Here is a 25,224-nt window from a genome sequence, read left to right as displayed (position 1 = left end):
TATAGGATCAATTTTTGGCTGCCGAAATGACTGGGGCTGAAAAGATTACGCGGAATTTCAATCACTGGCGGAGGATGTCGATAAGGCAGGTAAGGGTGGCATCTGCTCGTTCTTGCGTTTCAGCGGTCCGGAACGAGAATACGGGTACTTCATTTTCGGTGCCGCTGGACCGCGCTCCTGGCTGGCGGGGCAAGAACTTTCCCTTACCGCGGCCGTAGAAGCCCTGGGGTATGTGATCGTTGATAACGAACACATGCCGACCTCCGAAGTGGACTTCAAGAACTGATATTCGTGAAGTATTGTCCTCGCGAAATCGTGGTGCGACAGCGACGGCACGGTCGATCGCGACTGAGTCCAAATGAATGCGTACCGGCATCCTTGCAAGAACTGAACTGATCCCACGGGATCACTTGAGCACGCGCGATCTGACGATGGGCAGAGTCCTGCATTCTGCGGCATCGATACGGAACGCTGATTATCCCTCCCACGCCTCCCAGAGCTGCGCGTAGCGGCCATTGGCGGCAACCAATTCATCATGGGTCCCGGATTCGATGACCCGGCCGTGTTCCATGACCATGATCCGATCCGCCAGACGGGTCTGCGACAGGCGGTGGGCGATGACCAACGCGCCGCGTTCCTCGATCACTGCAGCAGCAGCGGCATCCAACACCTTGGAATTCGAGGAGCCCGACTCAGCGGTTGCCTCATCAAGCACCACAAAGTCCGGATCCAGCAGCTGGATCCGGACCAGGGCCAGGTGCTGGGCCTGGTGCGGGTTGAGCTGGTGCGCGTCCGAGCCCAGTACGGTGGCCAATCCTTCGGGCAGTGAATGGATCCACTCGGCCTGGCAGTGGTCGATGGCCACCATGATGTCTGCCTCGGTGATCCGCCCCGATGCTGCTCCCAGGGTGAGGTTCTCGCGCACCGTCCCGGCGAAGATGTGGGTGTGCTGGGAAGCCAAGACGACCTGCCGACGCAGAATCGGGAGTTCCAGTGAATCCAGGGGTTGCCCGTCCAGCAGTACCTCGCCGTGTCCCGCGGGCAGGATGCCTGCCAGCAGCCGGGCGGCGGTGGTCTTTCCGGCACCGGTGGCACCCACCAGGGCCAGGACCTCACCACGGGCCACGGAGATATCCACGCGGTCCAGGACCGTGGTTTTCCCGTCGAAGCTGTGGCTGATGCCGTGCATGGACAATCCGGGCTCGGGTTGCGTTTGGTGCTCCTTGCCCGGAAGTGGTGCGCGCAGCGGGGAGGTGAGAACCCCGGCCACGCGGCGCAGGGCGATGGCCGCTTCCTGGATCATGTCGAAGAGGGTCACCACTTCGGAAATCGGGTCGAACAGCCGGTGGAAGAGCAGGGCCGCGGTGGTCACCGCACCCACGGAGGCGTAGCCGCCGGAGACCAGGAAGAAGCCGGTGGCCAGGAGTGCGGCCATGGTCACGAATTCGGCCCGGTTGTTGCGGGCGAAGAAGCGGGTGAGCATGCGGAAGACGGTGTCCGCGGTCTGCCGCGAGTCATCGCTGGCCTGGTTGATCCTGCCGATTTCCTGCTGTTCCCACCCCTGGGCCTGCAGCATATGACGCCCGTTGATGGCATCAAGGAACAAGCTGGTGCGCCGCGAAAGGATCTCCCGTTCGCGCTGGTAGAGCGGGGCACTGCGCGGCAGGTACCAGCGCAACGACAGCCAGTAGAGCGGGATGGCCACCAGCCCGGCCAGCCCCAACGCCCAATGCAGGGTGAACAGGCCCGGAACCGAGAGCACCAGCAGGGTCGCCGCAGAGAGGAAGGTGGGCAACAGCCCGGCCACAGCAGCGGAGACCAGCCGTGAATCATCCGAAACCCGGGAGACCAGTTCGCCGGAGCCGGCGCGTTCCAGGATGCCGGATTCCAGGTGCAGGGCGTGGTCCACGGCGTCCTCGCGCAGCTGGCCCACCGCGGGTTCGGCCACCTTGGCAAAGAGCCAGCGCGAGAGCCACGTCAACCCGGCCCCAGCGAGCAGTGCCAACGCCATCAACCCGAGCAACAGGTAGATGGTGGAGATGTTCGCGTCCCCCAGCAGGGTATCGACCAGCCAGCCGATGGCGAAGGGGGCCACCATGGCGCACGCGCTGGCTCCCAGCGCGGCCAGCATGGCCAACAGCAGGGTGCCGCGCCGTGCCTTCAACCCGCGGCGCAGTGCCGCCCACGCCTGCGTGCTGCTGGCGGTGGGCAGTGCGTTGCCCGGTTCGGGTGCCGGGACGGAGGTTGCGGTGACGGTCGGGCTCATCGCGAGACCACCTGTTCGTAGTCGTGCTGGGCGGCCAGGGTCTGGTGGGTGGAGGTACGCACGGAGCCGTGGGCGTCAATGAAAATGACCTCGTCGGCGGCATGCAGCAGGTTCGGGGAGGTGGACACCACCAGCAGGGTGCCCTGCTCACCGGTGGCACGCAGCTCGCGGATGCCCGCGGCGATCTGCGCCTCGGTGACCGAGTCCACCGCGTTGGTCGGATCGTTCAGGATCCGCGGCAGCGGACCACCGGCCAGGGCACGGGCCAGGGCCACACGCTGGCGCTGTCCGCCCGAGAGGTTGGTCCCGGCTCCCTCGACCCGGTGTGCCAGGCCATCCTCGAAGATCTCCAACAGCTGGTCCACCCCGGAGGCGGCCATCAGCTCACGGCTGGCCGTGGTGGCTTCGGTGTCCTGGCCGAAGATGTTCTGTGCAATGCTCCCGGAGAACAGCACGGCCTCGTGGGGCACCACCCGCAGCACCTGCGGCAGGTGTTCGCGTTGGATGTCGGTGACATCCGTTCCGTCCAGGAACAAGCGTCCCGGGACCAGGGTCGAGATGGCGTCCCTGACCTGTCCCTGTAGTGCGGGATCGGCGCACACCAGTACCGAGAAGCGGCCGGGGGATACCGGCAGGGAAATCCGTTCACCCTGGCCGTTCTCCAGCGTGAGCAGCAACGCGGCGTCCGATCGAGGCTGGAGTTGCATGGTCCCGGTGTGGGGGAGGGACTCGGCCAGCAGGTCGGTGATGCGTTCGGCGGCTGCCTGGGAGCGGGTGTAGGCCTGGACGAAATTCACCGCCATGCCCAACGGGGTGGCCAGGAACGCGGCGACTCCCAGCACCCCGACGATCGAACCGACGCTCATATTCCCGGCCAGCACCTGCTGGGCGCTGAGCGCCGTGGCCACCAGCAGCACCGAGGAGGAGATGACCACCTGGGCGGCATCCATGCGCCCGGAGGCTGAAGCCGAGTCGATGGCGGCCTGGGTGGCCTTGCGGCTGCGGGCGGTATACCAGCCGGTGGCTGTGGCCTGCCCGCCGATACCGCGCAGCACCTCGACCCCGGACATGATGTCCGCGGCCGCGGCCCCGGAAGCGGCGATATCGGCCTGCATCTGGTGGGTGGTGCGTGACAGGCGCGGGGTGAGCCAACGCAGGGTGAACATGGCCAGCGGCGCAATAACCAGCACCGCCACTCCCACCAGCCAGTTGGCCCAAAGCAGGTAGCCGGCGCAGACCAGCAAGCCGAGAACCGAGGAGATGCCCAGGCAGGCCTGACGGATCACCATCGAGGCCACATCGGTGTCCACCGTGGCGATGGTGGAAATCTCCCCGGGCATCCGCTGGCGCTCGGGACGGTACCCCGGATCCAGCACCCGGCCGGTGATCAGCCCGCGCAGCCGGTGGGTCTGCCGGTTCATGGCCTGGTTGCCGAAGCGCGAGCCGAAGAGGTAGCCGAAGCTGAGCATGGCGAAGCAGGCTCCGAGGATCGCAATCCACAGTAACAACAGGGGAAGTTCGCGCGAGCCGATCGCCTCGTCGATGGTGGCGCCGATGACCGCCGGAACCAGGGCTTCACCTGCGGACCAGCAGGAGAGCAGGAGCACCGCGAAGATAATCGACTTGCGTTCGGCCCGCAGTACCGAGCCCAGCAGTGACCTGCCGTTGAGGTAAGTGGAAGACATGGGTTCCATATTATGCTATTAATGGGAGCCGTAAATCACTTAGCTTAGGCTAAGCTACATGGCCTAGGTCACCTCTTGCCGTGGCGCCATGGATCCTCACTGCACGGCCGCCATGGCCCTGCGCCTTTCCGGAAGGTACCCCGCATGACTTCATCACCCCGTGGCCGCCGCCTGCTGTCCGCAGCCGCCCTCATCTGCACCTCCCTGTTTGCCGTGACCTCCTGCGGGTCCCCCGCCGGGGGCAGCACCGAACCATCCGGCGCGGCCCAGGACAGTACCCCGCTGGTCACCACCGATCCCGAGGGACATGAGGTGTCGGTGGATCACCAGCCGCAGGCCGCGCTGGGCTTCTACACCACCGACGTGGACATCCTGGCCACCCTCGGGATCCCGTTGAGCGCCTCGCAACCGATCCGCGGGGACTCCGGGTACGAGACCTTCCCGGCCTATTTCCCGCAGGAGGCGCTACAGGGCATCACCCCGTTCGCGAACTACCCGGAATTCAACTACGAGAAGGTGCTGGAGGCCGAACCGGATTTCATCCTCAACGGCCTGGGCTATGACCCGGAGGTCCATGACAAGCTCGCAACCATCGCCCCGACCTACACCGTGAACGCCTTCGACGGGGAACGCTGGAATACCCACTTCGAACGCACCGCCAGGGACCTGGGACGCGAGGCCCAGTTCAACGAATGGTTGGGCGCCTACGAGCAGGCCGGCAAGGACGCACTGGACGGCATCACCGCGGCCGGCAACCAGGACCTGGTGGTCGCCCCGATCTCCTACTGGGGTGGCGAGGTGCAGATCGGCTGCTACGCCTGGCTGGAATGCGGGGCCTTCGAGACCATTGGCCTGCAGGTCGCCCAGAAGGGGAAGGACGAGAAGTCCTTCACCCTGGAACAGCTTGATCAGCTCAAGGATATCGACGCGGTATGGATGACCAAGGGTGTCGGGCAGGTCGGCGAGGACGAGTTCAACAAGACGATCTCCGAGCTGGAGAAATCCCCGTTCTGGAAGGATCTGCCGTTCGTGAAGAACAACCGCATCTACACCTACGAGATGGACATGGCCTACGGTTCCCCCTCCGGTGCCCTGGCCTTTATCGAACAGGTCGCCTCCGACCTGTCGGGGAAGTAGCCGGTGATGCGGATCTTCGAAGCCACCGTCACCTCGGTCACCACGCTGTCCGCCACCCTGAAACGGATCCGGTTCGCCCTGGACGGGTTCGAAAGCACCGGGGTGGGAGACGAGTACATCCGGCTGTTCTTCCCGCATACCGCTGACCGGCGGAATATCTCCCTGCCCACTGCCGAGGGTGACTCTTGGCGGTTTAACGAGGGCCAACCCGAAGCGCCGATGCGCACCTACACGATCCGGGATGCCGGCCAGGGCTGGATCGATATCGACTTCGTGATCCACGAGGGAGGGATCGCCGCCGAATGGGCGCGCAGCGCCGCCGCAGGGGACAGGCTGGGCCTGAATTCGCCCACCGGGCTCTACGAACGGCCCGAGGGGTGCACCGAACAGGTGCTGCTGTGCGACCTGACCGGGTTGCCGGCCGCGGCCCGGCTGCTGGAAACCACCCCGGATACCGTGCGTACCCGGCTCGTGGTCGAAATCCCCGATCAGGACTCGCGTATCACGCTGCCTACCGGCACCCACATCAAGACCGACTGGCTGATCGCCGGCAACGGGATCGCCCCGAGCCTGCTGCCCGAAGCGGCCCGCACCATCACCGACGGCCTCAGCCAGGGGCAGCGCCCCTATATGTGGGTGGCCGGGCAGTCCGCGGCCCTGCGCCAGATCCGCAAGCTGCTGCGCCGCGAGCTGAAATGGTCGGCCCGGGACTACAAGATCATCGGCTACTGGATTCCCAATGCCGAGACCTGGCGGGAGAAGTACGAGGCACTGGATCCGGCCATCAAGGAGGACCTGATGAAACTGTGGGACCGCTTCGACGATGTCGAGGAAGCCACCGATGTCTACGAAGCCAAACTTGAACACCTTGGCCTCTGAAGGCCCAGCCGGCACCGATCTGCTGGATGCCGCAGGCCAGCCGCACACCACCGGCCACAGGGCCAGGCTGGCCTCCTCGGGTCCCGGCCGCGGGGTGTGGCTGGTGCTGTTGCTGCTCCTGCTGGGGCTCACCGTGCTGATCTCGTTGGCCGTGGGCAGCCGTCCGATTCCGCTGGCCACCGCGCTGAACACCATCCTCGACCCAGGGTTCGACAGCCCCGAGGCCCAGGTGATCCGCGAGCTGCGCCTGCCGCGTACGCTGCTGGGCATCCTGGCCGGTCTGGCCCTCGGGGTGGCCGGGGCGCTGATCCAGGCGCTGACCCGCAACCCGCTGGCGGACCCGGGCATCCTTGGCGTGAACGCCGGGGCTCAGTTCCTGCTGGTCATCGCCTCGGTGGCCTTCGGGTCGATCAGCGTCCTGGCCAGCATCTGGTGGGCGCTGGCCGGTGCGGCGATCGCCACCCTGGCGGTGTACGGGCTCTCCCTGTCCCAGCGTGGACGGACTGCGGACCCGGCCACCCTGGTGCTGGCGGGCATGTCCTTCGGCGCGGTGCTCAGCGGGGTGTCCACCGCCCTGATGCTGCTCAGCCCCACCACCTTCGACCTGATGCGCATCTGGGGAGGTGGTTACCTTTCCGGGCAGACCACGCAGACCGTGCTGGGCATGGCCCCGTTCATCCTGGTGGGACTGCTGCTGGCCCTGGCCTGCGCCGGATCGCTGAACGCGATCGGCCTGGGGGACCGGGCCGCACGTGCCCTGGGTGTCCGGCTGGGATTGGTGCGCTGCGTGGTGATCGCCTCGGTGACCCTGCTGTGCGGTACCGCCACCGCCCTGGCCGGCCCGATCGGTTTCGTGGGGCTCATGGTGCCGCACGTGGCTCGCTGGCTGTTCGGTGTGCAGCAGGGATGGATCCTGGCCATGACCTGCGTGATGTCACCGATCCTGCTGTTGGCCGCGGATATCGCCGGCCGCCTGGTCGTCCCGGGCAGCGAGCTGGCCGCCGTGATCGTCACCAGTTTCATCGGCGCCCCGGTACTGATCAACCTGGCCCGCCGGAAGAATGCGAGCACCCTATGAGCACCTCGACCCTGAAATGCGCCGAGGCGATCGGACCGGTACCCACCGGACGGCGTAACCTGGTGCTGCCCCTGGGGTCCGCGCGCTGGCTGCTGGATGTGCGCAGCCTGCTGGTGGGCTCGGGCCTGGCGGCGGCCGCGATCCTGCTGGCCCTGGTCTCCCTGGGCCTGGGGGATGTGAAGGTGCCCTTCAACCAGGTGCTGGCCGCCCTGGTCGGCGCGGCGGAACCCAAATACCAGCTGGTGGTTATCGACTGGCGGCTGACCCGGGCGCTGCTGGCGCTGGTGTTCGGTTTCGCGCTGGGCATCTCCGGGGCCTTGTTCCAATCCCTGACCCGCAACCCGCTGGGAAGCCCGGATGTCATTGGATTCAATACCGGGGCCTACACCGGGGCCCTGGCCTTGATGTTCTACACTGCGGCCACCCCGTTGCAGCTGGCCGCCGGATCGATCACCAGCGGGTTGCTGACCGCGTTGCTGGTCTTCGTGCTGGCCAGCCGGAACGGCACCACCGGGTTCCGGCTGATCGTGGTGGGGATCGGTGTCGGGGCGATGCTGGCCTCGCTGAACACCTACATGCTGATTGTCGCCGAGCGGCAGATCGCCCTGGCTGCCGCCGTGTGGGGTGCCGGGTCGCTGAACTCGGTGGGCAACGACGTGGTCGGAGGGTCCCTGGCGGTGATCATGGTGCTGGCACTTGCCGCCCTGGCCCTGCAGCACCGGGCACGGATCCTGGAATGCGGGGACCGCTTCGCCTGCTCCCTGGGGGTCAACGCGCGCAGGGTGCGCCTGGGCATGGTGGTCACCGGGGTCGGGCTGGTGGCCGTTCCCGCCGCGGCGGCCGGACCGATCGCCTTCGTGGCGCTGGCAGCCCCGCAGATTTCCAAGCGCCTGACGCGGCGCGACGAACTGGACCTGCTCCCGGCCGGGGCCATGGGGGCCTTGATGCTGGTGGCTGCAGATACCATTGCCCGCACGGCATTCGGGCAGATCCAGCTACCGGTCGGCGTGGTGACCGTCAGCATTGGCGGCATCTACTTGATTTGGCTTTTGATAAGGGAGGCGCGCCGATGAGCGCGGAAACGAGCACACCATCCAGGACCGGCACAACGACACCCGCCGGGCAACCGGTGCTGCGGGCCAGGAACCTGAGCCTGGGCTACGGGCGTAACACGGTCATCAAGGACTTGGACCTGGAAATCGAGAACGGGAAGTTCACTGCGGTGATCGGGCCCAATGGGTGCGGCAAGTCCACGCTGCTCTCGGCCCTGGCCCGGCTGCTGGCACCCCAGCATGGGGAAGTGACCCTGGATGGCAAACCGGTGGGTAGCTGGAAACCCAAGGCCTATGCCCGCAAGGTCTCGCTGCTCAGCCAGGAGTCGGTGGCCCCTTCAGGGATCACCGTGGCCCAGCTGGTGGCCCGGGGCCGTTTCCCGCACCAGGCGATGTTCGCCCAGCACAATGCCGAGGATGATGCGGCGGTGCGTGAGGCATTGGCGGCCACCGGCACCCTGTCCCTGGCGACCCGTCGGCTGGCCGATTTGTCCGGCGGGCAGCGCCAACGGATCTGGGTAGCCACCACCCTGGCCCAGCGGGCGCCGATCATGCTGCTTGATGAGCCGACGACCTTCCTTGACGTGGCCCACCAGGTGGACTTGTTGGATCTGTTCGCGGCCCAACGGCGGCAGGGGCATACGGTGGTGGCCGTGCTGCACGATATCAACCAGGCAATCCGCTACGCCGACACCGTGGTGTTGCTGGACCGGGGCAGGATCGTGGCCCACGGGGATCCGCGTCAGGTGATCAACGCGCAGAACCTGGGCACGGTCTTCGGCGTGGACTGCGAAATACATCCCGACCCGGTGACCGGTGGGCCGATGATGGTCACCGTTCCGGCGGCACCGTAGGGTGGTGCCGGAAAAGTGCAGGCCAGACCCGTGTGACCGGTGGCGCGCCAGGGCGAGCTCAACGCGGAGACAAGATGACTGACAACCGTGTTACACCACAGGGCCCATTTATGACATGTGCAAAGAAAATGTACCTTGTTCGTTAAGAGGTGTCCCGAGGGCTCATTGTCCATGCAAATGGGAAGGTGTTGTCCGGGTTGGCTAAAACAAATTAAAACACTTGATTGGTTGAAGTCAATGGATGGTTGACTAGCATTTCTTCGAGATCTGGCCAATCCGGGGGATCGATCGAATCAATGCTTAAGCATGTCATGCGGGAAATGGGCCGTGCATCAAGCGCTTGATGTGCAAGGGTTCGCGTCAGTCATCTGGGCTGACAGTGGTTCCCCCAACGTTTTGAAAATATCCGGTGCTCCATCGAATAATAAAAGGAAGTCGGACGGAACCCGCCGGACTATTCCGGATATACCTGTCGGCTCCCATGGGGATGGGGTGCCCACTCGCGAAGCATTGGGGAATGCCTGCCGGAATGCTCGGCGGTGTTCCGTCCGACACGTCTTTCATGGGGACATGGCCCCGTAATCCATGACCGGTCGCCCTGCATGGGGCCGCCTTTGGGCTTTCTGCTACTCGGTGTCCAGGAATCGCAGTGCCGCGCTCTTGAAATCACGGCTGGTGACGGCGTTCGCGTGATTGCGTCCGGCGAGCCACAGCACCTCGCTGCGGGTCCCGGCCTGGGTCAGCAGTCGGCGCAGGTGGGGCATGGTGGTGGCCAGGTCATCCTGGTCACCCGCCACCAGCAGGGTCGGGGCGGCCGGGATGGCCTCACCCGGATCATAGGGCTCGGTCTTGATTCCCTCGATCAGCTTGAATAGTGCATCGAAGTCATTGGACTTCTCATTCGTGGCAATCCGCATGACCTTGGCGGTGTACTCATCGGCAATCGACTCACCGGTACTCACGAAATTCCGCGCCTCGTTCAACGCGAACGCGGCCAGCGGATCCAGGCTTCCGGGGCCGCCGATAACCAGCCGGCGCACCAGCTCGGGATGCTTGGCGGCGAATTCCCAGCCCAGCCGTGCGCCCAGGGAATAGCCCACCACATCCACCGGATGCTCCAGTTCGGTGATACCGGCCGCCAGCGCCTCGCGGATCCGGCTCGGCGCCCAGTCGCCAGTAGCGCGGTGCGGGTCCTCGCCGTGGCCGGGAAGGTCCACCAGCGCCACATTGCGCCCATTGTCAGTGAAATGACGTACCCAGCCCGAACGTTCCCAGTTGAGGTCCGCGGAGGAGGCGAAGCCGTGGATCAGTAGCACGGTCGGTGCGCTGACCTCGGTGTTCGCGGGGATAAGTCGAAGATTAAGATCCAAGCTCATAGCTATGACTATATGTCATGGCAGTCACAGGCGGTGGCGGGGTGGCGCGCTGCCGTTAGTTAATGTCAAAATGACTCTAACCTCCGGTGTGATGGACCGCACCGGAGTCCGGAAATATCCGCACACGCCCGGAAGGACACACGTGAGCATTCCGACCGGAGCGGCCAATGTCGCCGAGCGGCGCAACATGCCGCCCACGCTGGCCGTGTCCACCGTGATTTTCGGGATCCGCGCCGACAAGAAGGGCCGCACGCAGCTCTGGTTGCCGCTGGTGCGCCGGATCCGCCAACCCTACGCCGGACGCTGGGCGTTGCCAGGCGGTCCGGTAGGCGCCCGTGAATCCCTGGGTGCCGCCGGGGCACGGACCCTGGCCGAAACCACCGGGCTGCGTCCCTGCTACCTGGAACAGCTCTACACCTTCGGCGACCCGGACCGTTCACCCACCCAGCGCCTGGTGACCATTGGCTACTTCGCACTGGTCACCGAGGAACAGGTCGGGGCCACCGTGGAGGACGAGAACGTGGCCTGGTTCGCCGCCGACGATCCGGAATTGGAGAACCTGGCCTTCGACCACCGGCAGATCATCGACTACGCCTTGTGGCGGCTGCGCAACAAGGCCGAATACGGGCAGATCGCCCACCGGCTGCTCGGCGAGCGCTTCACCCTGGCCCAATTGCGGGCGGTATACGAGGCGTTGCTGGGCAAGGAGCTGGACCCGGCGAATTTCCGCCGGCAGTTGAACGCCACGCGGAGTATCGAAGCCACCGACGAATACCTGGCCGGAGGCCAGCACCGACCACCCAGGCTGTACCGCTACACGGGGACCAGCCACGACCCATTGGAAGTTGACACCACGCTATGAGCACCCAGACCCTTTCCTCGACCATCACCCGGCTGACCCTCAAGGCCCCTGGATCCACCTGTTCCTCGTCGCTGTCCTCCAACCCCTGGGACACCCCGGCAGGCTATGGCCCGGGTGCCTCGCAGGATGATGTCATCCCGGCGGACTACCCGAAGCAGCAAAAGCTGCCCGAACAGTACCTGGAAGCCAGCGATGAAGAGCTTGATGAGCGCATCCGTGCGGCCAAGGCGACCCTGGGCGATGATGTGGTGTTGCTGGGGCATTTCTACCAGCGTGACGAGGTGGTAAAGTACGCCGACTTCGTGGGCGACTCCTTCCAGCTGGCCAATGCCGCGCTGACCAAGGACAAGGCCAAGTACATTGTGTTCTGCGGCGTGCACTTCATGGCCGAGACCGCCGATGTGCTCTCCACCGATGAGCAGGCGGTGATCCTGCCGAACCTGTCGGCCGGCTGCTCGATGGCCGATATGGCCGATACCCCATCCGTGCAGCAGTGCTGGGACGAGCTGATGGAGCTGTACAAGGACGAGGAGGATGACGGGCGGGCTGCGGTCATCCCGGTGACCTACATGAACTGCTCGGCCGCGCTGAAGGCCTTCGTGGGACGCAACGGCGGGCTGGTGTGCACCTCCTCGAATGCCAAGACCGTGCTGGAGTGGGCGTTCGAACGCGGACGCCGGGTGCTGTTCTTCCCCGACCAGCACCTGGGCCGCAATACCGCCAAGGCCATGGGGGTGCCGTTGGAGCAGATGCCCATGTGGACCCCGCGCAAGGCGCTGGGCGGCAACGACGAGGCGACCATGAAGGATGCCCGGGTGATCCTGTGGCACGGCTTCTGCTCGGTGCACAAGCGCTTCAACACCGCGCAGATCGACAAGGCGCGCGCCGAGTACCCGGGTGTGCGGGTGATCGTGCACCCCGAATGCCCCATGGAGGTGGTGGACGCCGCGGATGAGGCAGGCAGCACCGACTACATCCAGAAGGCGATCGCCAACGCCACCGAACCGACCACCTTCGCCATTGGCACCGAGATCAACATGGTCAACCGGCTGGCCGCACAGTACCCGGAGCACACCATCTTCTGCCTGGACCCGGTGATCTGCCCGTGCTCCACCATGTACCGCATCCACCCCGGTTATCTGGCCTGGGTGCTGGAGGAACTGGTGGAAGGGCGGATCGTGAACCGGATCGAGGTTCCCGAAGCGGACCAGGGGGATGCAAAGATCGCCCTGGAGCGGATGCTGGCTGCCCGGCCATGAGCGGGACACTGCTTATCATCGGATCCGGGGCCGCCGGGATACTGGCCGCCCTGGAGGCCGCCGCCCGTGGCGCGCACCCGGTGCTGGTCACCAAGGACGCGCTGGGTGCCGGGAACACCGGCTACGCCCAGGGAGGGATCAGCGCGCTGACCCCGCTGGGGGTGGCCCGTGGGGATTCGGTGCAGGCCCATGTCGCGGACACCCTGGCCGCCGGGGCCGGGCACTGCAGCCCGGCCGCGGTCGCCACGCTCTGCCAGGACGCCCCGGAACTGGTCACCAGGCTTGAACGCCTGGGCGTGCACTTCGACCGGGACGCTCGGGACGACTACCAGCTGGGTTTGGAAGCGGCCCACAGCGCCCACCGGATCCTGCACATTGACGGGGACGCCACCGGGGCCGGACTGATCCTGGCGTTGGCCGCCGCCTGCCACCGGCAGCACCGTGCCGGGGCACTGGAGATCATTGACCACGCCCTGGTGACCGGGCTGCGCAGCCGGGAGGGTCGGATCAGCGCCGTGGCCTACCTGCGCGCCGGGCGGAACCATGTCATGGAAGCGCACACGGTGCTGCTGGCCACCGGCGGGATCGGATCCCTCTACCAGACCAGCACCAACCCGGCCGGTGCCACCGGGGACGGGATCGCACTGGCCGCCCGGGCCGGAGCGGTGATCGCGGATATGGAATTCGTGCAATTCCACCCCACCATGGTGGACACCGTGGTGCACCCGGGGGCCGGAATGATCAGCGAAGCCGTGCGCGGTGAAGGGGCCTGGCTCGTCAATGACGCGGGGCAACGCTTCATGCCCGGAATCGACGAACGGGCCGAACTGGCCCCACGCGACGTGATCGCCCGCGCCATCCACGCCCGGAACCTGGCCGGGCAGCAGGTGTACCTGGATGCCCGGCACCTGGAAACCGAGCACGGCAACGGATTCCTGGCCCGACGCTTCCCCTCCATCACCGGCCGCCTGGCCACCTGCGGACTGGATTTGGCCACTGATCCGGTGCCGGTGAAACCGGCCCAGCATTACCTGATGGGTGGAATCCTCACCGACCTGGATGGGCGCACCACCGTGCCCGGACTCTACGCGGCCGGGGAATGCGCCAACTCGCTGGTGCACGGCGCCAACCGGCTGGCCAGCAACTCCCTGCTGGACGCCATGGTCTTTGCCCGCCGCGCGGTCACCGCCATGCTCTACGATGCACCGGAAGCCACAGCGCATACAGCAGGGGACCCGGTCACGGAGTTGCCGGCAGCCCAACCCAACGGTCCACTAGGACTGGCCGACCTGCAACACCTGGCCACCGAAACCCTGGCGGTCCACCGCACTGGCGAGAAACTACGCGAAACCATCACCCGGCTGCAGGACTCCAGCCCGGTGGCCTCCGAAACCCGCGGCCAGGTAGAGCTGGAGAACCTGCTGCTACTGGCCCGGATGATCGCCCACGCCGCACTGCACCGCACCCACAGCCTCGGTGCCCACCACCGGACGGATCACCCCGAGGCCCGCACCGCACCACGCACCCTGTGGCGGCTGGCCGCCAGCGAACAGAACCACCACACTGAAGAAGCCAAGGAAATCTACGCCTGATGAACCACATCCAAGCAGTACCGGCCTCCGTGATCGATTCGATCGTGGCCATCGCGCTCGCCGAGGACTGCCCGCGCGGGGATATCACCGCAGGCACTATCCTGCCCCCGGACGCCCGGGCCACCGCGGCCGTGGTGGCCCGGCAACCCGGGGTGCTCTCCGGGGCCGCGGTCTTCGAACGGGTCATGAAGCAGGTGGACGGGGCCATCGAGGTGACCCCGCTGCTCTCCGACGGGGAACGCTTCGGGGTGGGTCAAAGACTGATCACCGTGACCGGGCCGGCGGCCAGCGTGCTGACCGCCGAACGGGTGGGACTGAACCTGCTGCAACGGATGAGCGCCATTGCCACCGCCACCGCCGTTCTGGTGGAGCGGGTGGCGCACACCAACGCCAGGATCGCCGATACCCGCAAGACCACCCCGGGACTGCGGGCCCTGGAACGCTATGCGGTACGCTGCGGCGGGGGAGTGAACCACCGGGACAACCTCTCCGACGCATTCATGGCCAAGGACAACCACCTGGCGCTGGTGGGCCAGGGGGAGGAGCTGACCACGGCGTTGAAATCCGTCCGGGCCCGGCTGGGACACACCACGGCCATGGAGGTGGAAGTTGATGACATCTCGCAAATCCCTGCGGTTCTGGACGCCGGGGTGGATGTGATCATGCTGGATAATTTCAACCCCTCTGATATCCCAGCCGCCTTGAAGCTCATTGACGGGCGGGCCATCGTGGAGGCCAGCGGCAATGTCTCTGCGCATACGGTGGCCGAGATCGCCGAAACCGGGGTGGATATCATCTCCTCCGGTGCGATCACCCACTCGGTGGCCGCAATCGACCTGGGACTGGATGTGGTCATCGAATGATCTACATGGACGCCGCCGCCACGGCCCCCGCCCAGCAGGCAGTGCTGGATACCATATCCCCGCTGCTGACCCACGACTTCGGCAACCCCGCCTCCCGCCATGAACTGGGCCGCAATGCCGAACGCGCGGTGGACTGGGCGCGGCAGACCGTGGCGGATGAACTGGGGGTGGCGGAGCATGAAATCTACTTCACCTCCGGGGGCACCGAATCGGACAACCTGGCGATCATCGGGGCGGCACTGGCCAACCCGCGGGGTAGGACGATCGTCACCAGCGCGATCGAGCACCCGGCGGTGCTTGAAGCGGCACAGTACCTGGTCACCTACCACGGGTTCACCCACCAGCTGATCCCTGTGGACCACCACGGACTGCTGGACCTGGAACGTGCGGCAGAATTGATCAATCAGGACACCGCGGTGGTCTCGGTCATGGCGGTGAACAACGAGGTCGGTACCATCCAGCCGGTGGCCGAAGTCGTCAAGCTGGCCAAGGCCGCCGGGGCGTTCATGCACACCGACGCGGTGCAGGCCGCGGGATGGCTGGACCTGAAGGACCTGTCCACGCAGGTGGACGCGCTGAGCGTTTCAGGGCACAAGATCGGGGCCCTGAAAGGCACCGGCGCGCTGTACTACAGCGCCACATCCGAGATCGTTCCGCTGCTGCACGGCGGCGGGCAACAACGCGGGATACGCTCGGGCACCGAAAACCCGGCCGGGGCTGTGGGCATCGCCCGCGCCCTGCAGCTGGTTCGTGAGCAACGGGAAGCCGGGGCAGGGGATGCCTACGCCAGCTACCTGATCGAACGGATCACCGGTGAACTGGACAAGCAATTCCCCGATGCGGTGCAGCTGACCGGGCATCCCGAGCAGCGGGTAGGCGGCATTGTGTCCTTCGTTTTCCCGCGCACCGCCGGGGAAACAGTCCTGATCGAATTGGAACGTCGAGGGGTGCTGTGTTCCTCGGGATCGGCCTGTGCAGCGGGATCCACGGATCCCTCACCGGTATTGACCGCCATGGGCTACGAAGCCGAGCTCGCCCATACCGCCGTGAGGCTATCATTCACCCGGTCCATGAAGGAAAACGAGATCAGTCAGGTGGCCTCGGCGGTGATCGCCGTGATCCGCTCGCTGCTTTCCTAGGTTAAGTTCCGGCTTAATGCTTTCGGGGACGGCAGGCGGTTTCGCTAGGATAGTCCGGTACGCTCTCGCGTGCACTTCGTTCCCATGAGTAGATCCCCGCTGGTAGGGGACTGGTCCGGTACCGCCGGGGCAGCGACTCGTGGTTCAAATTTTGCCTGTGGATTGAGAACATGAGCCAGAAAATTGCATACCAGGGCGAGCCGGGGTCCAACTCGAATATCGCCTGCACCGAGAAGTACCCACATATGGAGTCGGTGCCCTGTGCGCGATTTGAGGATGCCCTGGCACTGGTGGCTAGCGGCGAAGCCGAGCTGGCAATGATCCCCATCGAGAACTCGTTGGCCGGTCGAGTGGCCGACATCCACACCCTGCTGCCGCAATCCGATCTGCAGATCATTGACGAGCATTTCCTACGTATCCGCTTCGACTTGCTAGGCATCCCGGGAGCCATACTGGAAGACGCCCGGGAAGTCTACAGCCATGTCCACGCACTGGGGCAGTGCCGTGGGATCACCACTAAGCTAGGGCTGATTCCGGTGGTGACCGGTGATACGGCAGGATCCGCCCGTGAAATCAAGGAATGGAACGACCCCACCAAACTGTCCTTCGCACCTCCAGGGGCCGCCGAGCTCTACGGCCTGCAGGCCCTGGCCCGCGGGGTGGAAGATGACCAGAGCAATACCACCCGCTTCGTGGTGCTGGCTGGCCAGCGGGCCTTCCCGGACCGCGAGGAACTGTCGGGGGATGTCATGACCAGCCTGATCTTCCGGGTAAACAACATTCCCAGCGCGCTCTACAAAGCCCTGGGCGGGTTTGCCACCAATGGGGTCAACATGGTGCGGCTGGAAAGCTACATGGTGGGTGCGGGCTTCGCCGCGACCCAGTTCATGGTGGATATCGAAGGCCATCCGCAGGACGAGCCGGTGCGCTTGGCGCTGGAAGAACTGTCCTTCTTCACTTCGGAAGTCACCATGCTGGGTGTCTACCCAGCGCATCCACACCGCAAACTGGCCGATGCCTCCAACAGGGAACTGGTTCCGGCGGGAATCTAGTTCACTGCTTGTGACTCTGAAACCCTTGGCCCGATCCATGGAATCGGGGCCACGGTTTCCGGCTGGGGACCAAGTCACCGGCCATTGATCAAAAAGACGACTTCTTGTTCATGCCGTTCAACCATGGCCGACATTCACGCGCTCATCCCTGCCTGCGGATGTCCTGTATGGGACTCAATTACTGCGAGCCCGGCAGATGAGTGCAAGGGCCACCTGTGCGGGCGAAACGAGGCAGTGCCTGCCAGGTCATGAGCCACAGGGCCTGTGGCGAGGTAACGTCCTCAGCGCGAATGCACGAGATACCGGAGCATGGAGAGGGCTTTGTGGATGACGACAATCCAGAAGATCCCTGCGAGCAGGTACAGCCCCACCGCAACGGTGAGGAGCGGCGTGAGATTGAGGATGTTCCTGGCCACGTCACCTTCGAAGATCCGTTGGTTCTCGATGGTCTGAATGATTGCGGCCACCACGGGGAGGGCCACGGCAATCCAAAACCAGACAAGGACATCGTTACCGGGCTTCTTCAAGGGGGTTCCTTTCGATTGGACCTGTCGTTGCATATGCCACGGACCCGTATTGTTGGGTACAGTTCGGTCTGGGAGTGCACCGTGTCTATTCGAGGTTGACAAGATGAAAACTCCGGGTGGTGCCGCGTAACCGGGGTCGGAGAAGGTTTCCACCGTAGTGGTTGCCCGACGATGCAATGTTATCGCGGACTGGAGTCAGATTCGTCCCAGCCTTGCAGTGCTGTGGTGGATTCTGGCGGTCGGAACCGCGGTTGCGATCCGGGCGACGTGGATATGGCGAAGCCGCGAAGCAGCGTGCCCGGGTACGTGGTGACGCGTGGTTCGTCATGTGACGTGATGTGTTCAGCAAGTTCTTGGAATCCCATGTCAACGATTATTTTTAGGTCATCCGGAGAGGCCGTGGTTTTCGGTGATTCCAACTGAGTTTGGTAGGTTAGCGAGCATGCATGTTCGGCAGGAAGTATTTGATGACAGGGCTGGGGTTTACGCCGTGGCCCATGCCGCCTTCGCCTCGGGAGACCAGACGATTGAACCGGTAGAGGTCGGACTTCTGCAGAACCTGTTTGATTGCCCTCAGTACGACCCGGACTTCTCGATGATTGCCCTGGATGAGGAAGCCGTCATAGGGCACGTGATCGCCAGCTGGGGAAGTGTTGGCGGGAATTATCCGCTGCTGGGCCTCGGCCCGCTGGCTGTGGCCCCCGAGTACCAGCAACGAGGAGTGGGTTCCATCCTGATGCAGGCCATCCATGATCGTGCCAAGGAGCGCGGGCTGCCCGGTATCGTTTTGCTCGGCCACATCGACTACTACCGCAGATTCGGTTACGAACCGGCGGTATCCCATGGAATCCTGCCATCAGATCCGGAATGGGGGGACCACTTCATGGTCAAGGTGCTGGATGCCGATAAACTGCCGGTCGGACCCTACCGTTACGCTGCACCGTTCGGCTGCTGAAACACCACCCGAAGGACTACACCCGGCAGCCGGAAAGTGACACTACCTTCGTGCTTGTGGAAGACGGAGCCGGATTCAGCGGGGTCAACCCTGAGCGTTGAATCACCGACTGGTCAGGAGTTTTGTTATCCTAGCCTCATCATGACGAACAACTTGTTGCCAGTGAAGGTCGACCGCGGCGAAGGTACCCCGGTGGTACTGCTGCACGGATTGGGAAACAACCACAGTAGCTGGGAGTTCGTCCTGGAGCACCTCGATTACTCCAATGCCCGGGTCATCGCCGTGGATCTGCTCGGATTCGGGGATGCCCCGAAACCGGATGTCGACTACACATTGAAGGACCATTCCTCGGCGGTGGCCGCCACCCTGAACGAACTGGGCATCACCAAGGCCGTGGTTGCCGGGCATTCCATGGGAAGCAATGTGGCCTTGGACCTCGCCACCCGGCACCCCGAACTGGTGGACCGGCTGGTGCTCCTCGGCGCGCCACTGTACCGCCGGGAACCACGCGGTGGCCGGACACGATCCCTGCTCCGGGCCGAGGGATTGTACTTCTCTCTCTTCGAACTGGTCTCCCGCTCACCGGAACCCATCCAAGCCGGTGGTGAACTGGCCGAGGAGTACGTGCCCTTCGTGAAGGGCATGGAAATCACCGAGGAAACCTGGCCTGCCTATCGCAAGAGCCTGCAATACTCGATCATGCAATATGAGTCCTACCAGCAGGCGGTGCAACTGAAGATCCCGGCGCTCTTTGTCAACGGAATCCTGGACTTCTTCATTATCCGGCGCAATACCACCCGGGTGCGTCTGGCCAACCGCAAACTGGTCAGGCTCAAGCGAACCCGGGGACCGCATGAACTGACCCCCACCCAGGGGGAAGTGGTGGCAAGGATCATTAACCAGGTCGCAGCCCAGGTCGCAGCCAGACAACAGCGCAGGCGTTAGGCAGAGACAAACTATTCCGGCGGTGGCCGGTCAGTGCTCTTCGGATGTGTTTACGCGGAAGACCGTGTGGGTGACCAAATCGGTGGTGCGTCCCCGGACCGGGGTGAAGTCGATTCCGGATACCCCATCGAAGAGCCGCTCGCCTGAACCCAGCAGGATGGGAGCGGTATGCAGCCGCAGTTCCTGTAGCAGTCCGGCGTTGAGGAACTGGTTGATGGTGGCCGCACCGCCGGCGATGGCCACATTATGACCGTCCGCGGCGTCCTTTGCGGCCTCAAGGGCTGCGTGGATCCCTCCGGTGATGAAATGGAAGGTGGTTCCGCCATCCATCTCGATGGATTCACGCTCATGGTGCGTCAGGACAAAGACAGGAGCATGGTACGGGGGAGTGGAACCCCACCAGCCGGTCCACTCCTCATCCCAGGCACCTCGTCCCGGGCCGAACATATTCCGTCCCATGATGAAGGCCCCGGCCTCGGTGATGGCCGTACGTTCTTGCCAGTTTTCCTCGGCCGCCTCGAACTGCCAGCGGTGCAACTTCTCGGCACCGATACCCAAGGGGTGTTCCCGGGATTGCGCGGGACCGGCCACAAACCCATCCAGTGAGACCGTGACATCGCAGACTACCTTGCTCATGGGGACCCCTTCCCGGGAGTGCGGCTGCGTTCACACTAACAGCAACCGCGTCCTGCGGCCACCAGTTCCGGGAAGAACACACGGAACCCTTGCCAGGATAGAAGGCGGGTTGTAGGAATGACGTATGGACACCGAAAAACCGTTGAGTCAATTGTCATTTACCGTCACGTGCCACATCTCCAAACCCATCGAGCAGGTGTATGAGGCCGTGGCCGATCCGAAACAGCTGTCGAGCAATTTCACCACCGGTGGGGCCAAAGGCCGGGTGGAAACCGGAAAGGAAGTCAGTTGGGATTTCCATGATTTCCCCGGGGCCTTCCCAGTGAGGGTCATCGAGGCGGATAAACCCCACCGGATCGAACTCAGCTGGGATGGCAACCGCGTAATCGCCGAGAACGGGTTCAACCAAGTGGTCTTTGACTTTGAATCCGTGGATGCTGGCACCCGCACCAAGGTGAGCATCACCGAATCGGCATGGAAGCCCACTGGCCCGGGCGCCACGGCGGCCTTTGGCAACTGCGAGGGGTGGACCGGTATGCTCGCCGCGATGAAAGCCTGGCTGGAATACGGAATCAACCTGCGGAACGGATTCTACAAGTAGGCCTCCGCGGCTCTGCTGGGCAACCGCAGGGTTGTAGGGTACAATTCCTGGCGAATTTCAGTCGATCGCTGCGCGGAGCTTGGAACACAAAAACTGCAATTGATCGAATTCCTCCTCGGTGAGGGCTGTGCCAAGAAGCGCATGCAGGTGGCGTACGTGCTCACGACCGATGTCACGTTGAACTCCCAAGCCCTTGTCGGTCAACGACAGGATCATGGCGCGTTGATCCGAGGGGTCGGTGATCCGTGAAACCAATCCGCGCTCCTCAAGCCTCGCGACCATCCGGCTCAACGATGGTTGGGAGATCAACAAGTGCTTGTTCAAATCGACCAGCCGGCTCTTGCCGTCGGGGCAATTGCGCAGATTGAACAGCACGTCATACTCGCGTAGCGAAAGACGGTTGAACTCCGGCATGGCAGTCAGGTGGCGCATCACCGAGACCTGGGCGCGGAATAACGCTTCCCAGGCCTCGATGGTGTTCTTTGCCGCCGCCGGTGCCTGGGCTTGCTCGGTGTGTGGCACAGCGCTCCTTGGATCGGTCCTACCCGCTTATCTTAGCGTTTTTTGCCTCGACGCGGCCGGCATGTGTGGGAGCCGGGGTCAGGTCCGCCGGGGCGCGGCTGGCCATCTCCTTTTTCAGCTCGGGCAGAACATATTCGCCGAACATATCCAGCTGGTTCAGAACGGTTTTCAACGGGAGGCCCGCATGGTCGATCAGGAACAGCTGGCGCTGGTATGAACCGAAGAATTCCTGGAAGGTCAGGGTCTTCTCCAGGACTTCCTGCGGCGAACCGACGGTCAGCGGGGTTTGGCTGGAGAAGTCCTCCAGGGACGGGCCGTGGCCGTAGACCGGGGCGTTGTCGAAGTACGGGCGGAATTCATTCTTGGCCTGCTGGGTGGTCTTGGCCATGTAGAACTGTCCGCCCAAGCCCACGATCGCCTGGTCGGCCCGGCCATGCCCGTAGTGCTCGTAGCGTTCGCGGTAGAGGCCGATCAGTTGCTGGTAGTGCTCCTTGGGCCAGAAGATGTTGTTGGCGAAGAAGCCGTCACCGTAGTAGGCGGCGATTTCGGCGACCTGCGGGGTGCGGATCGAGCCGTGCCATACGAAGGGCGCCACGTCATCCAGCGGGCGCGGAGTGGAGGTGAAGTTCTGCAGCGGGGTGCGGTAGCGTCCTTCCCAGTTCACCACGTCTTGGTCCCAGAGCTGGCGCAGCAGGTTGTAGTTCTCTATGGTCAGGTTGACCGAGTCCTGCATGTTCTTGCCAAACCATGGGTAGACCGGTGCGGTGTTGCCGCGTCCCAGGACCAAGTCCACGCGACCATTGGACAGGTGCTGGAGCATGGCGAAGTCCTCGGCGATCTTCACCGGGTCGTTGGTGGTGATCAACGTGGTGGCCGTGGAGAGGATGATCTTCTCGGTTTGTGCGGCAATGTAGGCCAGCGTGGTGGTGGGGGAGGAAGAGAAGAACGGTCGGTTGTGGTGCTCGCCGATGGCGAAGACATCCATCCCGATCTCTTCGACCTTCTTGGCGATGGCCACTATCGCGTCGATGCGTTCCTTTTCGGTGGGCACCTGGCCGGTGGTGGGGTCACGGGTGATGTCGCTGACGGAAAAGACTCCGAACTGCATGGGTTCTCCTGTTGGTTTGCCGGGGTGCCGCATAGCTGCGCTGCCACCAATTTATATGCGTACGCATGTTATAACAAGTTGAGGTGTCAATTATTCCCGCTAGTATCGGTGGCAACTATAACGCGTGAAGACCAGCTCCCCATGATCCCGGAATGGTGGGTGAACAGCAGCTGGTCGACTGTTCGGCTCCAGCACCAGTGCCGGTTGAGAGGCCGGCTAAGACACTGCGCTGTATATGTCACGGATGGTCTTGGGGAGCCCGCGGTTCGCGTCATGGTTCAGCGGTGCAGGTGCGGTCTTGCTTCTGACCGGAGAATGTCCGGGCCAATTGGTGGATTCCTCCGTGCAGGCGGTACCGCACTGCCGCCTGCTGTTCATTTCCACCAGGCTTGTGCGTGGTGCGTCCAGTCACTCCGGGCGAGTTGAACCGATCCTTGGAGAGAGGATCGCCCTGACCTGGGTCGACACGAATTCTACTGATTCCCGGCGGAGTCCTGGCTTCTGCCCCGCTGGGGGCAACGCCGGGGTCAACGCGCGTGGTGGTGACCCCGCTTCGGGTCGCAAGGAGATGGCCGCTGCAGCTTCCCCGATCATCGGGGAAGCTACCGCGGCCATCTTCGCGGACACATAGGCTTATGGTTCCGACGGCCCGGGATCACGCCGGTGCAAACACGGTTAGCCCGCGCGGGTTTGTGTCCCGCAGCCGCTTTTACCGAAGCCCTTTGCATTGGCTGGAATATCAACATAGAAGGTTCCGGTGAAGAAGAAATCGTTGTCGATGATGCTTCCAAGCCCACCGTCAAAATCCCTCAGGGTCTCCCAATAACAGGTATCGGAGGACTTGCCCTTGTGGAGGCCGGGCTTGATGTCGATTCCTACACGGTAGTTGCCGTCCTTGGTGATCTTGGTGGCGTTGGCTCCCTTGGCTGGAACTTCCTTCCAGGCGCCGCAGCCACTGGTCTTGAACCCGGCGTCGCTGGCCAGGACATGAACATAGACATTCGAGCTGCCGAAATGGTTGGCATTGACATTCGATAGGGAACCGCCAAATCCATTCAGCCGCTCCCAGTAGCAGGAATTTCCGGATCCGTTCGCCTTGTATTGTCCTGGCTTGAGGTCCTTTCCGACGCGATAGGTCCCATTGCCTTTGATGACGGTCTTGAGAACCTTGCCTACGCTCACTGCCTTGGTGGTGGCGTTCTTGTTGTCGTAGCCATTCTTCTTGGCGGTGACCTTGACGCTGATCGACTTGCCGGAATCGGCGTTCGCCAGTTTGTAGCTGGATTTGGTGGCACCCTTGATGGATTTGCCATTGCGAAGCCACTGGTATGAATAGGACGTCGGCTTCGGTGAATAGGTTTCGGCCTTGACCTTAAGCGTTTTGCCGACCGTAGGGGTACTTGAAATCGACGGGTTCTTCTTGACGGCGAATGTCGGCCGGGAGATCTTGACGGTGTGTGAGGACAACGACAGCTTCTTGTAACCGGTTCCGGTGACGGTCATCCGCACTTGGTACTTGGCACCAATGTCCTTGGTCGTCAGCGTGTAACTCTTCTTGGTCGCCTTCTTGACCTTTGTGCCGTTCTTGTACCACTGGTAACTGGCCTTGGTCCCCGCAGGTAGCTTGACCGGTGCCGAGATCGTGTTCCCTGCACGGGTAGTACCCGAAATGGTCAACTTGCTACCGGGGGACTATCTTACCCACCGCGATCTTGCGGGCCTTGGAATCTCGGGTCACATTCTTGTACCCGCTGGCCGAGCCGACGATCCGTACCTTGAGCGACTTGTTCAGGTCCGCTTCGACAGGAGTGTATGTCGACTTGGTGGCACCCTTGATCTTGGTGTTCCCGCGGTACCACTGGGAGGTGAATTTGGCTTTGGGAGACCAGTTTCCGGTGGGAGCTGTCAATTTATTGCCCACCTGGGTGGTGCCCTTGATCGTTGGGGCAGGTGACTTGGCGAATACGACCGGGGATACGGTCACGGAGGACGGATCCCCGGGTGGGTGAGTACTATGACCGCAGGGTCTGGGGTACCAGGGCTGAGGCGAAGCAAGCGGTCGCTTGCTGGATCGAGGGTTTCTACTATCGGCGGCGGCTGTATACCAGGATCGGTATGGTGCCACCGGTCGAGTTCGAACAGGCTCGAAGGGCTGCTGGGCGGCTGGTCGTCCAGGAGGAAGGGGTACTCACGCTGGTTGCGTGATGCAGAACACGTGTCTAGTACTTGCGGGCAAACCCAGAACTGCATCGGCGTGGACATCGAAAAAGACGTGGTTGAACATAAGGATCGATCTCCAATGCCAGGTCAGTAAGGGCGTGTCACCGTGTCCTCGAATCCAGAACTTCAAGCGGCTTTGGTTGAACATCGGTTCCATCAGAAAGCTCCAGAAAGACAAGTCGGGAATGGGGCGACATAATCAATGGAGACGGACGGGCGCCGTACAAGCAGACCTTGCCAGTCACTGGTGTAATCAACTGTGATTACGCGCGCACCGGTTGCGTCTGACCGGGAGTATCTTTCGAAACTTATCGGCAATGCAGTATGCCAGGGAAACCGAGGTCCGAGGAAAGGAACAAGTAATCGAAGTGGCATTATTCTTCGGTGTAGCTGGATGCGGGAAGGTCAGTCCAAATCGGAGAGGATACCCTTAGTGGCGATGTCCGGGTCCGATTGTGGGAGGGCTGAACGGCGGATGAAATCGCTGAGCGCTTCTTGAGCCTGTCAGATGGATTGTGTAAGACCCCTAGTCAATTGATAGAAAGAGACTAGGAAAACACGATATGACCATCCAGAAAGACCAGGCCGAACAGAGCATGGAAAACGCCTCAGACAT

The 25,224-nt window shown here is 63.4% G+C and carries 24 protein-coding genes and 1 pseudogene; 16 read left to right on the top strand and 9 right to left on the bottom strand.

The genetic code is table 11. From position 1 onward, the window contains the following. Positions 1–112: 112 nt before the first annotated feature. Complete coding sequence (locus OK351_RS17140) at positions 113–286, top strand: hypothetical protein (protein WP_265161481.1); 174 nt, start codon at positions 113–115, stop codon at positions 284–286. Between the two features lie 189 nt (positions 287–475). On the opposite strand, the gene OK351_RS17135 is transcribed toward OK351_RS17140, so the two are convergent. Together OK351_RS17135 and OK351_RS17130 are read right to left on the bottom strand one after the other, a co-directional pair. Continuing rightward, positions 476–2,266, bottom strand: coding sequence for an ABC transporter ATP-binding protein (locus tag OK351_RS17135; protein ID WP_265161479.1), 1,791 nt, complete (start codon positions 2,264–2,266; stop codon positions 476–478). After that, entirely contained in the window at positions 2,263–3,951 is a 1,689-nt protein-coding gene (locus OK351_RS17130; RefSeq protein ID WP_265161477.1) for an ABC transporter transmembrane domain-containing protein, read from the bottom strand. Before OK351_RS17130 ends, OK351_RS17135 begins: the two co-directional genes overlap by 4 nt. Before the next feature lie 144 nt (positions 3,952–4,095). Between OK351_RS17130 and OK351_RS17125 the strand changes: the two genes are divergently transcribed. The 5 genes from OK351_RS17125 to OK351_RS17105 are packed head-to-tail and all read left to right on the top strand — an operon-like array spanning position 4,096 to position 8,951. Further along, the gene (locus OK351_RS17125; RefSeq protein ID WP_265161475.1) at positions 4,096–5,088 is read left to right on the top strand and encodes an ABC transporter substrate-binding protein; all 993 of its coding nucleotides are present in this window, start codon (positions 4,096–4,098) and stop codon (positions 5,086–5,088) included. A 6-nt stretch (positions 5,089–5,094) separates the two neighbouring features. Next, on the top strand, positions 5,095–5,967 hold the full coding sequence (locus tag OK351_RS17120) for a siderophore-interacting protein (RefSeq protein ID WP_265161473.1): 873 nt from the start codon (positions 5,095–5,097) through the stop codon (positions 5,965–5,967). Beyond that, positions 5,930–7,045 (top strand): FecCD family ABC transporter permease, encoded by a 1,116-nt coding sequence (locus OK351_RS17115; RefSeq protein WP_265161471.1) that lies wholly within the window; start codon positions 5,930–5,932, stop codon positions 7,043–7,045. The genes OK351_RS17120 and OK351_RS17115 overlap by 38 nt, the downstream gene beginning before the upstream one ends. Continuing rightward, a complete protein-coding gene (locus OK351_RS17110) occupies positions 7,042–8,118 on the top strand; it encodes a FecCD family ABC transporter permease (RefSeq protein ID WP_265161469.1) in 1,077 nt (358 codons plus the stop codon). The genes OK351_RS17115 and OK351_RS17110 overlap by 4 nt, the downstream gene beginning before the upstream one ends. Further along, positions 8,115–8,951, top strand: coding sequence for an ABC transporter ATP-binding protein (locus OK351_RS17105; protein WP_265161467.1), 837 nt, complete (start codon positions 8,115–8,117; stop codon positions 8,949–8,951). The genes OK351_RS17110 and OK351_RS17105 overlap by 4 nt, the downstream gene beginning before the upstream one ends. 626 nt (positions 8,952–9,577) lie before the next feature. Here the strand turns inward: OK351_RS17105 and OK351_RS17100 are convergent. Beyond that, a complete protein-coding gene (locus OK351_RS17100) occupies positions 9,578–10,327 on the bottom strand; it encodes an alpha/beta fold hydrolase (protein WP_265161465.1) in 750 nt (249 codons plus the stop codon). Positions 10,328–10,514: 187 nt separating this feature from the next. On the opposite strand from OK351_RS17100, the gene OK351_RS17095 reads away from it, so the two are divergent. From OK351_RS17095 to OK351_RS17070, 6 genes are all read left to right on the top strand, one after another. Continuing rightward, a complete protein-coding gene (locus OK351_RS17095; RefSeq protein WP_265161515.1) occupies positions 10,515–11,189 on the top strand; it encodes an NUDIX hydrolase in 675 nt (224 codons plus the stop codon). Then, entirely contained in the window at positions 11,186–12,448 is a 1,263-nt protein-coding gene (gene nadA, locus OK351_RS17090) for a quinolinate synthase NadA (protein ID WP_265161463.1), read from the top strand. Before OK351_RS17095 ends, nadA begins: the two co-directional genes overlap by 4 nt. Continuing rightward, positions 12,445–14,040, top strand: a complete 1,596-nt coding sequence (gene nadB, locus OK351_RS17085; protein ID WP_265161462.1) for an L-aspartate oxidase — start codon at positions 12,445–12,447, stop codon at positions 14,038–14,040. The genes nadA and nadB overlap by 4 nt, the downstream gene beginning before the upstream one ends. Then, positions 14,040–14,903 (top strand): carboxylating nicotinate-nucleotide diphosphorylase, encoded by an 864-nt coding sequence (nadC, locus tag OK351_RS17080; RefSeq protein ID WP_265161460.1) that lies wholly within the window; start codon positions 14,040–14,042, stop codon positions 14,901–14,903. The genes nadB and nadC overlap by 1 nt, the downstream gene beginning before the upstream one ends. Next, positions 14,900–16,042 carry a cysteine desulfurase family protein gene (locus OK351_RS17075; RefSeq protein ID WP_265161458.1) on the top strand — a complete coding sequence of 381 codons (1,143 nt, stop codon included), beginning with the start codon at positions 14,900–14,902 and terminating at the stop codon, positions 16,040–16,042. Before nadC ends, OK351_RS17075 begins: the two co-directional genes overlap by 4 nt. Positions 16,043–16,212: 170 nt before the next feature. Further along, positions 16,213–17,094: a prephenate dehydratase gene (locus OK351_RS17070; RefSeq protein ID WP_265161456.1), complete on the top strand. Its 882-nt coding sequence runs from the start codon at positions 16,213–16,215 to the stop codon at positions 17,092–17,094. A gap of 281 nt (positions 17,095–17,375) precedes the next feature. Here OK351_RS17070 and OK351_RS17065 read toward each other — a convergent pair whose 3' ends face one another. Continuing rightward, complete coding sequence (locus OK351_RS17065; protein WP_265161453.1) at positions 17,376–17,621, bottom strand: hypothetical protein; 246 nt, start codon at positions 17,619–17,621, stop codon at positions 17,376–17,378. A 442-nt stretch (positions 17,622–18,063) separates the two neighbouring features. Here OK351_RS17065 and OK351_RS17060 point away from each other — a divergent pair, with 442 nt between their 5' ends. Together OK351_RS17060 and OK351_RS17055 are read left to right on the top strand one after the other, a co-directional pair. Continuing rightward, positions 18,064–18,576 (top strand): GNAT family N-acetyltransferase, encoded by a 513-nt coding sequence (locus tag OK351_RS17060; RefSeq protein ID WP_265161451.1) that lies wholly within the window; start codon positions 18,064–18,066, stop codon positions 18,574–18,576. A gap of 141 nt (positions 18,577–18,717) precedes the next feature. Continuing rightward, complete coding sequence (locus OK351_RS17055) at positions 18,718–19,521, top strand: alpha/beta fold hydrolase (protein ID WP_265161449.1); 804 nt, start codon at positions 18,718–18,720, stop codon at positions 19,519–19,521. 30 nt (positions 19,522–19,551) lie between these two features. Here the strand turns inward: OK351_RS17055 and OK351_RS17050 are convergent, their stop codons facing one another. Beyond that, positions 19,552–20,157, bottom strand: a complete 606-nt coding sequence (locus OK351_RS17050) for a dihydrofolate reductase family protein (RefSeq protein WP_265161446.1) — start codon at positions 20,155–20,157, stop codon at positions 19,552–19,554. A gap of 124 nt (positions 20,158–20,281) precedes the next feature. Here OK351_RS17050 and OK351_RS17045 point away from each other — a divergent pair, with 124 nt between their 5' ends. Further along, complete coding sequence (locus OK351_RS17045; protein WP_265161444.1) at positions 20,282–20,758, top strand: SRPBCC domain-containing protein; 477 nt, start codon at positions 20,282–20,284, stop codon at positions 20,756–20,758. Positions 20,759–20,815: 57 nt separating this feature from the next. Here OK351_RS17045 and OK351_RS17040 read toward each other — a convergent pair whose 3' ends face one another. From OK351_RS17040 to OK351_RS17025, 4 genes are all read right to left on the bottom strand, one after another. Next, positions 20,816–21,280: a MarR family winged helix-turn-helix transcriptional regulator gene (locus tag OK351_RS17040; protein WP_265161442.1), complete on the bottom strand. Its 465-nt coding sequence runs from the start codon at positions 21,278–21,280 to the stop codon at positions 20,816–20,818. A 19-nt stretch (positions 21,281–21,299) separates the two neighbouring features. Further along, the gene (locus OK351_RS17035; protein WP_265161440.1) at positions 21,300–22,388 is read right to left on the bottom strand and encodes an LLM class flavin-dependent oxidoreductase; all 1,089 of its coding nucleotides are present in this window, start codon (positions 22,386–22,388) and stop codon (positions 21,300–21,302) included. 675 nt (positions 22,389–23,063) lie between these two features. Continuing rightward, positions 23,064–24,065 carry a hypothetical protein gene (locus tag OK351_RS17030; protein WP_265161438.1) on the bottom strand — a complete coding sequence of 334 codons (1,002 nt, stop codon included), beginning with the start codon at positions 24,063–24,065 and terminating at the stop codon, positions 23,064–23,066. A 4-nt stretch (positions 24,066–24,069) separates the two neighbouring features. Beyond that, the gene (locus OK351_RS17025; RefSeq protein WP_265161436.1) at positions 24,070–24,372 is read right to left on the bottom strand and encodes a hypothetical protein; all 303 of its coding nucleotides are present in this window, start codon (positions 24,370–24,372) and stop codon (positions 24,070–24,072) included. A 23-nt stretch (positions 24,373–24,395) separates the two neighbouring features. Between OK351_RS17025 and OK351_RS17020 the strand changes: the two are divergent. Continuing rightward, positions 24,396–24,593, top strand: a pseudogene (locus tag OK351_RS17020) (IS3 family transposase); the annotation flags it as partial. Positions 24,594–25,224: the final 631 nt, after the last annotated feature.

Origin of the sequence: Glutamicibacter sp. MNS18, from assembly GCF_026107515.2 — a bacterium.
Taxonomy (GTDB): domain Bacteria; phylum Actinomycetota; class Actinomycetes; order Actinomycetales; family Micrococcaceae; genus Glutamicibacter.
Note: the sequence above shows the minus strand (reverse complement) of the source record. Positions and strands in the feature narration are given on the sequence as shown.

Coding starts and splice junctions, on each gene's coding strand:
- OK351_RS17125 (WP_265161475.1), top strand. CDS start 4,096: ATGACTTCATCACCCCGTGGCCGCCGCCTGCTGTCCGCAGCCGCCCTC.
- OK351_RS17075 (WP_265161458.1), top strand. CDS start 14,900: ATGATCTACATGGACGCCGCCGCCACGGCCCCCGCCCAGCAGGCAGTG.
- OK351_RS17035 (WP_265161440.1), bottom strand. CDS start 22,388: ATGCAGTTCGGAGTCTTTTCCGTCAGCGACATCACCCGTGACCCCACC.
- OK351_RS17045 (WP_265161444.1), top strand. CDS start 20,282: ATGGACACCGAAAAACCGTTGAGTCAATTGTCATTTACCGTCACGTGC.
- OK351_RS17115 (WP_265161471.1), top strand. CDS start 5,930: ATGTCTACGAAGCCAAACTTGAACACCTTGGCCTCTGAAGGCCCAGCC.
- OK351_RS17105 (WP_265161467.1), top strand. CDS start 8,115: ATGAGCGCGGAAACGAGCACACCATCCAGGACCGGCACAACGACACCC.
- OK351_RS17055 (WP_265161449.1), top strand. CDS start 18,718: ATGACGAACAACTTGTTGCCAGTGAAGGTCGACCGCGGCGAAGGTACC.
- OK351_RS17060 (WP_265161451.1), top strand. CDS start 18,064: ATGCATGTTCGGCAGGAAGTATTTGATGACAGGGCTGGGGTTTACGCC.
- OK351_RS17070 (WP_265161456.1), top strand. CDS start 16,213: ATGAGCCAGAAAATTGCATACCAGGGCGAGCCGGGGTCCAACTCGAAT.
- nadB (WP_265161462.1), top strand. CDS start 12,445: ATGAGCGGGACACTGCTTATCATCGGATCCGGGGCCGCCGGGATACTG.
- OK351_RS17135 (WP_265161479.1), bottom strand. CDS start 2,266: ATGAGCCCGACCGTCACCGCAACCTCCGTCCCGGCACCCGAACCGGGC.
- OK351_RS17120 (WP_265161473.1), top strand. CDS start 5,095: ATGCGGATCTTCGAAGCCACCGTCACCTCGGTCACCACGCTGTCCGCC.
- OK351_RS17050 (WP_265161446.1), bottom strand. CDS start 20,157: ATGAGCAAGGTAGTCTGCGATGTCACGGTCTCACTGGATGGGTTTGTG.
- OK351_RS17130 (WP_265161477.1), bottom strand. CDS start 3,951: ATGTCTTCCACTTACCTCAACGGCAGGTCACTGCTGGGCTCGGTACTG.
- OK351_RS17095 (WP_265161515.1), top strand. CDS start 10,515: ATGCCGCCCACGCTGGCCGTGTCCACCGTGATTTTCGGGATCCGCGCC.
- nadC (WP_265161460.1), top strand. CDS start 14,040: ATGAACCACATCCAAGCAGTACCGGCCTCCGTGATCGATTCGATCGTG.
- OK351_RS17100 (WP_265161465.1), bottom strand. CDS start 10,327: ATGAGCTTGGATCTTAATCTTCGACTTATCCCCGCGAACACCGAGGTC.
- OK351_RS17110 (WP_265161469.1), top strand. CDS start 7,042: ATGAGCACCTCGACCCTGAAATGCGCCGAGGCGATCGGACCGGTACCC.
- nadA (WP_265161463.1), top strand. CDS start 11,186: ATGAGCACCCAGACCCTTTCCTCGACCATCACCCGGCTGACCCTCAAG.